The organism is Burkholderia sp. BCC1644 (assembly GCF_902833225.1).
Classification (GTDB): Bacteria; Pseudomonadota; Gammaproteobacteria; order Burkholderiales; family Burkholderiaceae; genus Burkholderia.
In genome coordinates this window covers 25910-39019 of sequence record NZ_CADFEI010000002.1, presented here as the reverse complement: position 1 = coordinate 39019, position 13110 = coordinate 25910, and the positions used below count along the sequence as shown (strand labels likewise).

General features: G+C 69.2%; 12 protein-coding genes. 7 read left to right on the top strand and 5 right to left on the bottom strand.

The features are described 5' to 3' along the window. Positions 1–41: 41 nt before the first annotated feature. Positions 42–1889: a sulfatase-like hydrolase/transferase gene (locus tag HWX87_RS03540; RefSeq protein ID WP_176045800.1), complete on the bottom strand. Its 1848-nt coding sequence runs from the start codon at positions 1887–1889 to the stop codon at positions 42–44. Between the two features lie 134 nt (positions 1890–2023). On the opposite strand from HWX87_RS03540, the gene HWX87_RS03535 reads away from it, so the two are divergent. Both HWX87_RS03535 and HWX87_RS03530 read left to right on the top strand, forming a co-directional pair. Further along, on the top strand, positions 2024–3004 hold the full coding sequence (locus tag HWX87_RS03535; protein WP_244137589.1) for a LysR substrate-binding domain-containing protein: 981 nt from the start codon (positions 2024–2026) through the stop codon (positions 3002–3004). A 297-nt stretch (positions 3005–3301) separates the two neighbouring features. After that, complete coding sequence (locus HWX87_RS03530) at positions 3302–5551, top strand: EAL domain-containing protein (protein ID WP_176045796.1); 2250 nt, start codon at positions 3302–3304, stop codon at positions 5549–5551. A gap of 13 nt (positions 5552–5564) precedes the next feature. Here the strand turns inward: HWX87_RS03530 and HWX87_RS03525 are convergent, their stop codons facing one another. Next, on the bottom strand, positions 5565–6629 hold the full coding sequence (locus HWX87_RS03525) for a diguanylate cyclase (RefSeq protein ID WP_176045794.1): 1065 nt from the start codon (positions 6627–6629) through the stop codon (positions 5565–5567). A gap of 55 nt (positions 6630–6684) precedes the next feature. Beyond that, positions 6685–7689 (bottom strand): chemotaxis response regulator protein-glutamate methylesterase, encoded by a 1005-nt coding sequence (locus HWX87_RS03520; RefSeq protein WP_176045786.1) that lies wholly within the window; start codon positions 7687–7689, stop codon positions 6685–6687. 346 nt (positions 7690–8035) lie between these two features. Here HWX87_RS03520 and HWX87_RS03515 point away from each other — a divergent pair, with 346 nt between their 5' ends. Next, positions 8036–8464: a hypothetical protein gene (locus HWX87_RS03515; protein ID WP_176045785.1), complete on the top strand. Its 429-nt coding sequence runs from the start codon at positions 8036–8038 to the stop codon at positions 8462–8464. 87 nt (positions 8465–8551) lie between these two features. Here HWX87_RS03515 and HWX87_RS03510 read toward each other — a convergent pair whose 3' ends face one another. After that, the gene (locus tag HWX87_RS03510) at positions 8552–8776 is read right to left on the bottom strand and encodes a hypothetical protein (protein ID WP_059529934.1); all 225 of its coding nucleotides are present in this window, start codon (positions 8774–8776) and stop codon (positions 8552–8554) included. 284 nt (positions 8777–9060) lie between these two features. Here HWX87_RS03510 and HWX87_RS03505 point away from each other — a divergent pair, with 284 nt between their 5' ends. The 4 genes from HWX87_RS03505 (at position 9061) to HWX87_RS03490 (ending at position 12169) form a co-directional block, all read left to right on the top strand. Continuing rightward, positions 9061–9750: a DUF969 domain-containing protein gene (locus HWX87_RS03505; protein ID WP_176045783.1), complete on the top strand. Its 690-nt coding sequence runs from the start codon at positions 9061–9063 to the stop codon at positions 9748–9750. Continuing rightward, positions 9747–10697: a DUF979 domain-containing protein gene (locus tag HWX87_RS03500; RefSeq protein ID WP_176045781.1), complete on the top strand. Its 951-nt coding sequence runs from the start codon at positions 9747–9749 to the stop codon at positions 10695–10697. The genes HWX87_RS03505 and HWX87_RS03500 overlap by 4 nt, the downstream gene beginning before the upstream one ends. Before the next feature lie 10 nt (positions 10698–10707). Continuing rightward, entirely contained in the window at positions 10708–11730 is a 1023-nt protein-coding gene (locus tag HWX87_RS03495; RefSeq protein WP_176045779.1) for a DUF2891 domain-containing protein, read from the top strand. 115 nt (positions 11731–11845) lie between these two features. Next, positions 11846–12169: a hypothetical protein gene (locus HWX87_RS03490; RefSeq protein ID WP_176045777.1), complete on the top strand. Its 324-nt coding sequence runs from the start codon at positions 11846–11848 to the stop codon at positions 12167–12169. A gap of 63 nt (positions 12170–12232) precedes the next feature. Here HWX87_RS03490 and HWX87_RS03485 read toward each other — a convergent pair whose 3' ends face one another. Beyond that, positions 12233–13057 (bottom strand): IclR family transcriptional regulator, encoded by an 825-nt coding sequence (locus HWX87_RS03485; protein WP_176045776.1) that lies wholly within the window; start codon positions 13055–13057, stop codon positions 12233–12235. Positions 13058–13110: the final 53 nt, after the last annotated feature.

The following is a 13110-nucleotide window of genomic DNA, read 5'->3' as shown; positions in this document are numbered from 1 at the left end:
GCGCGGCGCGCCGCACGCCGCACCTGGATGCGTTCAGGCCGTCAGTGCCACTTGCGGATCTGCACCTGCACCTTGCCGTCGCGGATCGGCATCACGTCGGGGCTGTCGTCGCCGACTTCGCTGGCGATCAGGTCGTTCAGGCGGCCGTTCATCGCAAGCAGCAGTTCGCCGTTGCGCTGGCGGTCGGTCGCGAGATTGTGCATCTCGCCCGGGTCGCTCGCGAGGTCGAACAACTCGACGTCGTTGCGCGCGAACAGGTTCTCGAGCGTCGTCGGCCGGTTGAATTCGAGCGGCGAGAAATAGCGCGTGAACCGGTAGCGGCCGTCGAACACGCTGCGGATCGTGCCGCGCAGCCGGAAATCCGGCTGCTGCGCGAGCGCACGGCGCAGCAGCTCGTCCTCGGGTATGCCTTTCTGCCGCAACATGCCCAATTCCTTCAGCATCCATTCGCTGTCGTAGTACAGCAGCATCGCGTAGTTGAACAGCGTGGCGTCGCGCGCCGCGTGCCGTTTCGCGTCGGCGGGCTTCGCGAGCCAGCGCGTGAGGTCGTGCCCCTTCAGCGCGCTGCCGCGGATCGTCGCGAGGCGCGCGTCGTCGAGGCCGGTGAGCCCGAGCAGCGTCGGCGCGATGTCGATGTGCGACGTCAGCGCATCGCATTGCATGCCGCCCGGATACGCGGGATGGCGGATCACGAGCGGCACGTGGTTCTGCGGCTGATACGCGGTCGCGCCCTTGCCGACGAGCTGGTGCGCGCCGATGTGATCGCCGTGATCGGCCGTCATCACGACGATCGTGCGCTCGTCGAGACCGAGCGACTGCAGCGACTGCAGCAGGCGCACGACGTGCGTGTCGCAGTCGCGCACGCAGTTGAAGTAGTTGTCCTGATAGATGCGCAAGCGTTCGTCGGTGAACGGGTAGCGGCCGACGAGGTTCGCATGCGCGGCGTTGAACATTCCGTGCGCGGGCGGCCGCCCCGGTTCGTCGTACGGCTGCTGCCGCGACGCGGCCAGCGGCACGTCGCGCCATGACGTGCGGTACAGCGCGTCGTTCGGCGGCGGCGCGTTGCCGAGCATCGGGTGGTTCGCGTCCTGTACCGTCGAGCCGTTCGTGTCGGTGTTCACGAACATCGCGTCGTGCGGGTTCACGAGATTCACCGCGAGGAACCACGGCTTGCCTTCCTTCGCGAGGCGCGGCGCATGGTTGCGCATCCAGCTCACCGCGGCCTCGGACGTGATCCCGTCGTACTGGTAGCCGCCGCGCACCATCCCGATCAGGTCGCCCACGCCGAAATAGTCGTCGAAGCCGTACGCGCGGATCGTGCGGTTGTAGTCGGCCACGGGCGCCGTGTACGGGCTCGTGGTTTCGTGCATCGACGCGCTCAGGTGCCACTTGCCGAGGTAGGCGGCGTAGTAGCCGGCGTCGCGCAGCATGTGGCCGACGGTGCGCACGTCCGGCGACATGTCCTTCTGCCAGGGCACGCCCGCGTTGTCGAGCACGCCGGTGTGCTGGATGTGCTGACCGGTGTAGACCGTCGAGCGCGACGGCGAGCACACGCACGCCGCGATCTGGTGATGCATGAACGTGATGCCGTCGCGGCGCAGCGCTTCGCGTCCCGGCACCGGAAACGGCCAGCGGTCGAAGTGGCGTTCCTGGTCGGTCAGGATGAACAGGATGTTGTAGCCGGCGGGCGGCGCGGCAGGCGCGGTTGCGGCGCCGTGGAACGCGGGGGCGGGGTCGACGGTTGCCGCGGCGGCCGGAGTGGCCGGCGGCGGGTTCGCGGCCAGCGCATCGGCGCCGAAGCCGGCCGACGCAACCGCCGCGCCGGCCAGCTTGAGGAACTGGCGCCGGGCGGTGGGTTCGGCGGCGGGGGTGTCCTGATCGTCTTTCACGTCGGCTGTCTCCTGGTCATGCCGGCTCGTGCCGGGGGTTTTCATGTCGACGACTATGCGGCAGGATCGCGTATCGATCGATGAAAGATCGGGATCGATCGATAACCTGGTGAACATGAATGACGGAGACACCCGTGACCCTCGATTCTCGCGGCCCGGCCGCGCCGCCCCACGAGCTGCGCATCGCGCAGGCGCTGCGCCGGCTGCGCGTGCGCGACATGGAAACGCTCGACACGCTCGGGCGGACGCGCAGCTTCGCGCGTACGGCCGAGGCCGCGTCGATCACGCAGCCGGCGCTGTCGAAATGGCTGCGCGAGCTGGAGGAGGCGCTCGGGCTGCCGCTGTTCGAACGCACGTCGCGGCGTGTCGCGCCGACCGCATACGGCGATGCGCTGCTCGAATGCATCGGCCGCGTGCTGACCGACATGCGCGGCGTCGCTCCCGCGTTCGACGCGCTGCGCACGGGGGCCGGCCGCCCGGTGTCGATCGGCCTGCTGCCGAACATGGCGCCGCAACTGATTCCGGGTGCGCTCGCGTGGCTGCGGGAGGCCGGCCGCCCCGTGCAGCTGAACGTGCGCGAGGACACGCTCGACCGGATGCTCGCGCAGGCGCAGCGCCGCGAACTCGACCTGCTCGTGTGCCGGCTCGATGCGTCGGCGCTGAGCGCGGGGCTCGACGTCGCGCCGCTGTACCGCGACGACATGATCGTCGTCTGCGGCCCGCGCCATCCGCTGCTCAGGCGCGCGCGGATCGGGTGGCGCGATGCGGCCGCGTTTCCGTGGATCGCGCCGCCGCTCGGGTCGCCCGCGCGCACGGCGCTCGACGCCGAGTTCGCGAAGGCCGGCCTGGCGCCGCCGTCCGTGCTGATGGAATCGGTGTCATGGCAGACCAACCGCGCGGTTGCCGAACAGTCGCCGTGCCTGTTCGTCCAGTCGGCTCGCGCGTTCGGCATGGCCGAGCGGGCCGGCGAGCGCGTCGGCCGGCTGCCGCTGAAGCTGTCGACGATGCCCGACACGGTCGGCGCGCTGTTCGCGGCGCCCGCGAGCGTATCGGTCGCGGCCGCGATCGATGCGCTGACGGCCGTGACGCGTCCGCCCCCCGGCGCGGGAGACTGAGCGCGAACCGGGCAGGGCGCCGTCACGATGTGACGAACCGGTGCCGGCGAAGGGCCGCCTGCCTTTCGGCAAGCTGACCGCCGGGCCGCGGGCGGCGGGGCAACCGCGCGTAACCCCTGATGCACGCGGACGCGCGGGGTGTCACGGATTGGTGTTAAATGTATTTCGGCGCGCCCCGGCTCGGCGCGCAAAACGGGGCGCACCGGGCATCGGCGTAAACCCGGAGCGAAAACGGCACGAAGGATCGAAAACGAATCGGGCGCATCAGACCCGATCGGACAGACGGCAGGATTCATCTTGAATACCGAACCGCAAAGTTCTCGTTACAGCCTCGGGCTCGCGGCGGAAGTGCTCGCGTCCGAGCAAAGCGTGCTGAGGCTGATTACGCGCAACACACCGCTGCCGGAACTGTTGGTCGAGGTCTGCCGGCGCGCCGAGGCTTTGCTCGGCGACGGCGCATCGTGCACGATCCTGCTGCTCGATACGGACGGCGTGCACGTGCGCGTCGGCGCGGCGCCATCGCTGCCCGCGCAGTACAGCGCGGCGATCGACGGCGCGTCGATCGGGCCCGCGGCCGGCTCATGCGGCACGGCGATGTACGAGCGCCGGATGGTCGCCGTCGAAGATATCGAAACCGATCCGCTGTGGGCCGACTACCGTTCCGTCGCGCTGCCGCTGGGCCTGCGCGCGTGCTGGTCGGTGCCGTTCCTCGACGAAGCGGGCGTCGTGCTCGGCGCGTTCGCCGTCTATCACCGCACGCCGCGCCGGCCAAGCGATGAGGAAGCCGAACTGTTGCGCGATGTCGGCAACAGCGTCGGCCTCGCCGTGCACCAGGACCGGATCGCACGGCAGCTCGCACGCAGCGAGGAGCATCACCGGCTCGTCGTCAACAGCCTGAACGAAGGGATCCTCGTCGTATCGCGCGACGGCGTCGTGGTCGCGAGCAACCCGAGCGCGAACCGGATGATGCGCGTGAAGGGCGATCTCGTCGGCCGGCGGCTGTCCACGGTGATTCTGCACAAGCTGCGCGAGGACGGCACGCCGATCGCGCCTGACGCGTGGCCGAGCCGGCTCGCGCTCGAGACGGCCACGCCGATGCTCGACTACACGCTCGGCTTCGGCCTCGCGGACGGCGACATCATCTGGGTACGCGGCAACGCGGTGCCGATCGTGAGGCCCGGCGAGACGCAGGCCGACTCGGTGCTGGTGTCGTTCAACGACATCGGCCCCGTGCGCGAAGCGCAGCAGCAACTGCGCTACCTGGCGACGCGCGATGCGCTGACGGGCCTCTACAACCGCCGCTGGCTCGCCGACCGCATGCGGGAGCTGTTCGGCGGGCACGGCGCGGCGGGCGGGCCCGCACGTGTCGCGATCCTGTTCATCGATCTCGTCGGGTTCAAGAAGGTCAACGACACGGCCGGCCACGACGCGGGCGACGCGCTGCTGCGCAGCGTCGCGGCGCGGCTCGCGGCCTGCGCGGGCGGTCGTTATGCGCTCACGCGCGTCGGCGGCGACGAGTTCGTGATCCTCGTCGACGACTGCGACGATCCCGACCGCCTCGCGGTACTCGCGCGCGAGGTGATCGACGCGATCGCGAAGCCGTTCGCGATCGCGAACAACGAGTACTGGCTCGGCGTGTCGATCGGGATCAGCGTCGCGCCGCGCGACGGCGACGATGCGGTCACGCTGATGCGCAACGCCGATTCGGCGATGTACGACGCGAAGCAGCGCGGCCGCAACCATTTCACGTTCTTCACCGCGCAGCTCAACCTGCGGCTGCAGCGCCGCTTCGCGGTCGAGCAGTCGCTGCGGCGCGCGCTGACCTCGGACATGCTGCGGCTTGCCTACCAGCCTGTCGTCGATGCGCGCAGCGGCCGCACGGTCGGCGCCGAAGCGCTGCTGCGCTGGACCAGCCCCGAACTCGGGCCGATGTCGCCGGCGGAGTTCATCCCGGTCGCGGAGGATACGGGGCTGATCGTCGCGATCGGCCAGTGGGTGCTCGAAACGGCCTGCCGGCAGGCGGCCGAGTGGCGCCGCACGATCGCGCCCGACCTGATGCTGGCCGTCAACCTGTCGCCGCGGCAGTTCCACGAAGGGCTCGTCGAATCGGTCGACCGCTGCCTCGCGCAAACGCGGCTCGATCCGTCCGCGCTCGAACTCGAGATCACCGAAGGACTGCTGATGAACGACACGGACACCGTGCTGCCGATGCTCGAGGCGCTCACGGACATGAACGTGCGGATCTCGGTCGACGATTTCGGCACCGGCTATTCGTCGCTCGCTTACCTCAAGCGCTTTCCGCTGCACAACCTCAAGGTCGACCGCTCGTTCGTGTCGGGCGTGCCCGATCATCACGACTCGGTCGCGATCACGCAGGCCGTCGTCGCGATGGCGCATTCGCTCGGGATGAAGGTGACGGCGGAGGGCGTCGAGACGCAGGCGCAATCGTGGTTCCTGCAGCAGATCGGCTGCGACATGCAGCAGGGCTACCTGTTCAGCCGCCCGCTGGACCCGAACGACTACGCGCGCCGGCTCGGCGCCGCGTAAGCGGCGCGCGCGATCAGTCGCGCGGCGCGCCGAACCCGCCGGCGCCGGGCGGCGTCGGCGACGGTTCGATCTCCACGCGGTTCTTGCCCTCGTGCTTCGCGCGATACAGCGCGCGGTCGGCCGCTTCGATCAGCACGGTCGTCGGCAGGCCGGGCGCGGGCACGATGCTCGCGCCGCCGATGCTGATCGTCACGGTGTTGCCGGTCGACGAATGCGCGTGCCGCAGCCGCAGCGCCTCGACCGCGAGCCGGATCTTCTCGCCGAGCAACCGCGCGGCGCCCGGCGACGTGGCCGGCATCACGACCGCGAACTCCTCGCCGCCGAAGCGCGCGGCGAGATCGCCCGATTGCCCGAGACAGCGCTCGATGGTCGAGGCGATCTGCTTGAGCACGCTGTCGCCCGACACGTGTCCGTACGTGTCGTTGTACAGCTTGAAATTGTCGACGTCGATCATCAGCATCGACAGCTCGCTGCGCTCGCGCGTGCCGCGACGCCATTCGGCGGCCAGGTATTCGTCGAGATAGCGCCGGTTCGACAGCCCGGTCAGGCCGTCGGAATGCGTGAGGCGCCGCAGTTCGAGATTGGCTTCGAGCAGTTGCTGTTGCGATTGCCGCAGCGCGCGATAGGCTTCGTCGCGCTGCAGCAGGTTCATGTACGAGCGCGAGTGGTAGCGGATGCGCGCGACGAGTTCGATGCGGTCGGGCAGCTTCACGAGGTAGTCGTTCGCGCCGGCCGCGAATGCGGCGCTCTTGATCACGGGCTCTTCCTGCGTCGACAGCACGATGATCGGCACGTCGCGTGTCGCGGGGTTCGCGCGATACGACTTCACGAGGCTCAGCCCGTCGGTGCCGGGCATCACGAGGTCCTGCAGGATCACGGTCGGCCGCGTGTCGATCGCGGTGGCCATCGCGTCGTCCGAGCGCGGGCAGTAGTGGAAGTCGATGCCTTCCTCGTCGACGAGCGCGCGCCGTATGGCTTCCGCGACGATCGTCTGGTCGTCGACCAGCAGCACCATGGCCGGCGCGTCGGCGCTCGGCGTGGTCGGGCTGCCCGGCGGGCGGGTCAGGTCGCTAGTCATGTTCGATGCGGTGTGTTGCGAGGGCGGGCATGGGTGTTGCGCATGTTCATCGGGCTCAGATCCGCGCGAGCGCCGCCAGCTCGCCCGCGATGCGTCCGAGCGGCAGGATCGCACGCGCCGCGCCGAGCGTCGCGGCCGCCTTCGGCATGCCGTACACGGCGCTGGTCGCCTCGTCCTGCGCGATCGTATGGTAGCCCTTCATCCGCAGCGCCTTCAGGCCGATCGCGCCGTCGCGTCCCATGCCCGTGAGCAGGACGCCGATCACGCGGCCGGGCCAGTGTTCGGTCAGGCTGTTGAAGAACACGTCGACCGACGGGCGATACGGCGTGGCGGCCGGCTCGCGCGTGTATTCGAGCGTGCCGGCGCGCGTGATGCGCAGGTGATCGTCGGTCGCGGCGAGCAGCGCGACGCCCGGCTGCGGGCGGTCGCCTTCGCGCGCGACGCGCACCGCAAGCGGCGTCTGGCCGTCGAGCCATTGCGCCATGCCTTCCGCGAACGCGCGGTCGACGTGTTGCACGATCACGATCGGTGCGCTGAAATCGGCCGGCAGGCCGCCGAGGATCGACGCGAGCGCGCCGGGGCCGCCGGCCGACGCACCGATCGCGATCAGCGGGCCGCCGCCGGCGCGCGCGGCCGTGCCGGCGAGGCGCGTGCCGCCCGGCGCGTCGAGCAGCCGGCCGATCTGGTCGATCTTCGCGAGCAGCAGTTTCGTCGTGTCGCCGGCCGCGCCGTCGCCGAGCCGCGGCGTATCGACCGCGTCGAGCGCACCGGCGCCCATTGCCTCGAACACGCGCCACGCATTCGCGCCGATGCAGCTCGTCACGATCAGGATCGCGCACGGTCGTTCGGATCGCATGATCCGCCGCGTCGCTTCGATCCCGTCGAATTTCGGCATGACCAGGTCCATCAGCACGACGTCGGGCGGCTGCGCCGCGCATAGTTCGACGGCCTGCGCGCCGTCGGTCGCGACCCACAGCACGCGGTGCTCGGGCCGTCGCGCGATCGCACGGCGCATCGCCTCGACGGCAAGCGGGAGGTCGTTGACGATGCCGATGTTCACAAGCGGAATTCTCCGGTCGGTTCGTAGTATTGGTGGTTGGCCGGGTTCATGGAAGGGGCTGCCTGTTCGGCGCCGGCGAGCGGCATCGGCGGCCGGACGGCACGGCATTCTTTTTGGTTGGCGACGCCCCGAATGCTGTCATGCGGCGCGGACGGCGGCAATCGAAAAATTCGCGCATTGTGCCGTTTCAGTGCGTTTCCTCTATGACGGCGCGGCGTTTCCAGGTGACAAAGGGTGGCGGGGCCGTGCGCCGGCGCATGCCGGGCCAACGGACCGTGCCGGTGCAGCCCGCGTAAGCCGGCATGTTACCGTGCCGGCATCGACAAAAAAGCAAGGGGAGAGCCGGATGACCGTGGCCGATACCGTACTCGTCAGCCGCGACCCGCACGCACCGGTCGTGATCGAGCGCGACGGCCGGTTGCTGTACCGGATCTACATCGAAAGCGGGCATGCGTCGTTCTACCGCGATTTTCCGGTCGACCCGGACGCGGTGCGCGTGCTGCGCGACGACGCCGAGCGCTACTATTTCCTGTTCGCGGCGCTTCACCGTCCGTACCAGCTGAGCGTGACGAACCTGTCCGACGCGGAGCGTGAACGTTACTTCAGCACCATCCTGCTTGCCGGCCGCGACGAGGTCGAAGCCTTCATGAGCGAACTGGACCGCGCCAGCAACGGCGCCGTCGCCAACTTGCCGAGGATCTTCACGCAGGCCGACTACCGGCAACTGCGCGCGGGGAGGTGGTTCGGCATGGGCGCCGGCACGCCGGCCGCCTAGGGCCAGCGCAAGCCCGTTATTAGCGTGAACAGGCCCTAGCGGGGCTCAACCTGGAGCCGGCCGCGCAGCGGCTGCGCGGCCGCGTCGTCAATGGCTGCGCGCGTAGCCCTGGATCAGCGCGCGCATCATCCCTTCGACCGTCGCGTCGAGCAGGTCGCCTTCCTGCTCGGCCTCCTCGACGAGCGCGGCATAGGCCGTCGCGAGCGTCACGCGGTCGACTTCATGGCGTTGCTCCATCAGCGTCACCATCCCGTCCTTCGCCAGATGAGCGGAGAACGCGCGGCTGCCGATGGTCTGGAATACGTCAATCATGGCGGCTCTCCCGTCCGTTGCCGATGCTTTCCAGTTTAGTCGGCGTCCATGGGCTCCGCCACGCGCGCCGGCCGGTCGACCGGCCGGCCGCCGTTTCCTCCGATGAAACACCGCCGACACACGGCCCGGGCACGGTATCCGCGCGCTTCAACGTTTACCCGAAGCACCAAATTGTCGACTTTTTATCGATAAAGTCTCGTGTTAGATTTCGCCGTCCGAGCCCGGTCGAAACCGGGCAGGCAGCGCGTTGCCTGGGTGCCGCGCATCCGACACAAGGAGGGGAAATGCTGGTGCTGATTGGGGTGCCGATCGTCGTGATCGGTTTCGCGCTGCGCTTCAATGCGCTGCTGGTGGTCACGATCGCGGGGCTCGCGACAGGGCTCGCGGGCGGGCTGAATCTCGTCGACATCGTCAGTGCGTTCGGCAAGGCGTTCACCGAAAACCGCTACATGGGGCTGATCTGGCTGACGCTGCCGGTGATCGCGCTGCTCGAGCGCAACGGGCTCAAGGAACAGGCGAAGCGGATGATTTCGCGCGTGCAGGCGGCCACCACGGGCCGCGTGCTGATGCTGTACTTCGTGCTGCGGCAGGCCACGGCCGCGCTCGGCCTCACGTCGCTCGGCGGCCACGCGCAGATGGTGCGGCCGCTGATCGCGCCGATGGCCGAAGCCGCCGCCGTCGGCCGGCACGGCGAACTGCCCGAGGCGGTGCGCCAGCAGATCCGCGCGCATGCGTCGGGCGCCGACAACGTCGCCGTGTTCTTCGGCGAGGACATCTTCATCGCGATCCAGTCGATCCTGCTGATCAAGGGCTTTCTCGAGCAGAACGGGATTTCGATCGAGCCGCTGCACCTGTCGGTGTGGGCGATCCCGACCGCGATCGCCGCGCTGCTGATCCACTGCACGCGCCTCGCGCTGCTCGACCGCCGGCTGACGCGCGGCTTCGGCCTGGTGAAGCAGGAGGGCGCGCGATGATCGGCCTCGAATCGCTGTACACGCTCGCGGGGCTGATGTTCGCCGCGTTCGCGTGCTTCAACCTGACGGACCGCACGAACCCGCGCCGCGTCGTCAATTTCGCGTTCTGGGCGATCTACGCGGTCACGTTCCTGTTCGGCGCGCTGCTGCCGCACTTCGTGACGGGCTGCCTGGCGATCGCGCTCGCGGTGATCGCGGGCTCGGGCAAGCTCGGGCGCGGCAAGTCCGACGAAGCAGGCGACGCGGCGGCGGTGCGGCGCGAGACGCTCGCGCAGCGCTTCGGCAACCGGCTGTTCCTGCCCGCGCTGCTGATTCCGGTCGTCACGCTGATCGGCACGTTCGCGCTGAAGCTCGTGCCGTTCGTCGAGCCGAAGAGCGTGACGCTGATCTCGCTCGTGCTCGGCACGATCGTCGCGTTCGTCGTCGCGCTCGCGATGCTGCGCGATTCGCCGGTGCATGCGCTGAAGGAAGCGCGCCACACGATGGACGCGGTCGGCTGGGCCGCGATCCTGCCGCAGATGCTCGCGGCGCTCGGCGCGCTGTTCGCGGTCGCGGGCGTCGGCGGCGTGGTATCGGGGCTCGTGAGGGACTGGGTGCCGATCGATTCGCCGTTCGCGGTGGTCGCGGCCTACACGGTCGGCATGGCGCTGTTCACGATGATCATGGGCAACGGCTTTGCCGCGTTTCCCGTGATGACGGCCGGCATCGGCCTGCCGCTGATCGTCCACCAGTTCCACGGCAACCCGGCAATCATGGGCGCGATCGGGATGCTGAGCGGCTTCTGCGGTACGCTGATGACGCCGATGGCCGCGAACTTCAACATCGTGCCGGCGGCGCTGCTCGAACTGAAGGACAAGAACGGCGTGATCAAGGCGCAGTGGCCGACAGCCGTGCTGCTGCTCGCCGTGAACACGCTGCTGATGTATGCGTTCGTATTCCGCTTCTGACGAGATGCCCATGACCGACCGACTCACCCCCGAACTCGCCTCGAAATTCGCGTCGCTCGCGCTCGCGCACCTGACCCGCGAATATCCGAACAAGCTCACCCATTCGCTCGAAGGTCCGCACGACGTGCAGGGGCCGCGCGCGCTGCACCCGATCTTCTACGGCAGCTACGACTGGCACTCGTGCGTGCACGGCTACTGGCTCGTGCTGAGCGTGCTCGAACGCTATCCGGCATTGCCGGAGGCCGAACGCATCGTCGCGACCGTCGATGCGCATTTCACCGATGCGAACGTGGCCGGCGAGCGCGCGTATCTCGCGCTGCCGCACAACGGCGGCTTCGAGCGGCCGTACGGCTGGGCGTGGCTGCTCGCGCTATCCGCGCAGCTCGAGCGGCTCGCGCTGAAGGGCGCGCTGCCGCAGGCCGCGCGCTGGGCGAAGGCGATGGCGCCGCTCACCGACCTGTTCGTGTCGCGCTTCGAGACCTTCCTGCCGAAAGCGACCTATCCGCTGCGCGTGGGCACGCACTTCAACACCGCATTCGCGCTGGCGCTCACGCTCGATTTCGCGCGCGACACGCAGCGCGACGGGCTCGCGGCGCTGATCGTCGATACCGCGAAGCGCTGGCACCTGAACGATGTCGCGTGCCAGGCGTGGGAGCCGTCGGGCGACGAATTCCTGTCGCCCGCGCTGATGGAGGCCGAGCTGATGCGGCGCGTGCTGCCGGCCGCGGAATTCGACGGCTGGTTCGCGCGCTTCCTGCCCGATCTCGCGCGCGGCGAACCCGCGACGCTGTTCGAGCCGGCGACGGTCAGCGATCGCAGCGACGGCAAGATCGCGCACCTCGACGGGCTGAACCTGAGCCGCGCATGGTGCCAGCGCGCGCTCGCCGGGGCGCTGCCGGAAGGCGATGCGCGGCGCGCGAAGCTGCTCGACGCGGCCGACCGGCATCTCGCGAGCGCGCTCGCGCACGTGGCCGGCGACTACATGGGCGAGCACTGGCTCGCGACGTTCGCGTTGCTCGCGCTCGACGCGTAGCGCGCGAAACCCCGCCGGCGGCAAGGTCTTCGGCGCGCGGCTATACTCGCCGCTCGGGCCGTTTCGCACCGCATGCGTTGCGCGAAACGGCCATCCGCCAGTTCGCCGCCTCGCCATGGACAAGCTCATTTCCTATGTCGCCGCGATCCACGGGCTCGCCGGCCCGGTGCAGATCGTGTCGCATGAAACGTCACACGACCGCTGGACCGACGACGATGTCGAGGTCACGCGCGATGAAACCGAATACCGCTTCGACAACGGCGCGATCGTGCGCCGCTCGGTCGAGCAGGACCGCGCACCGTCCGACCTGCTGTGCGCCGAATGCTGGATCGACTACGACGTGCTCCATCATCCCGATGCGCAGCCGATCAGCCCGTCGCGGCTGACGTTCGACAACGCGTGCCGCGAAACCTTCTGGCTGCGTTATCACCTTGCATGACTGCATGACTGCATGACTGCATGACTGCATGACTGCGTGACCGCATGACCGCGTGCAGTCGCGTCAACTTGGCTGCGCACCATCTGCCGCATGCAGCAGCGGCGCGAGGCGCGTGGCCGCGTCGCGCATTTTCGGCACGTTCTCCAGCAGATCGTTGAGCGTCGCGCGCGCGGTCGGCGCGTGCACGGCGAGCGCCGCGAGCACGCGGCCGCTCGCGGCATCCTTCACCGGCACCGCGACGGCCACCATCCCGCGCACGAATTCCTCGTTGTCGATCCCGACACCGCGCGCGGCGAGCCGGTCGAGTTCGGTGGCGAGCAATTGCGCATCGGTCAGCGTCCGGTAGGTCATCTTCTTCAGCGTGAGCCGCGCGAGCATCGCGTTGCGCTCCAGCGCATTCATCTGCGACAGGAACAGCTTGCCGCTCGCCGTGCAATGCAGCGGCACGCGCATGCCGGGCCGCATTTCGAGCCGCAGCGGCTCGGTGGTCTCGACACGTTCGACGTACAACACCGTGTCGCCGTCGAGCGCGGTGAGGTTGCAGGTCTCGCCGAGCACGTCGACGAGCGCGCGCAACACCGACCGGCAGCCGCGCGTGAAGGTGTTGTTCGACAACGCTGCGAGCGCAAACTGCGCGGCGCGCGGGCCGAGCGCGATGCCGCGGTCGTGGCCGCGCGAGTCGGGCATGTGGATCACGTAGCCGCGCGCTTCGAGCGACTCGATCAAGCGTAGCAGCGTCGCCTTCGGGATGTGCAGCCGTGCGGCAAGCTGCGACAGCGTGTACGGCTGTCCGGCCGATGCCAGCGCTTCGAGCACGGCAAGCGCACGCAGCACGCGTGCGTCGTCGGCGGGCGCGCCGTCGGGCGGCGCGGGGGCGGTGTCGCGCATCTGTCTCCTCCGTCGGGATCGGCGTGCGTCCCGGGATGCTTGTGTCCGGCAGA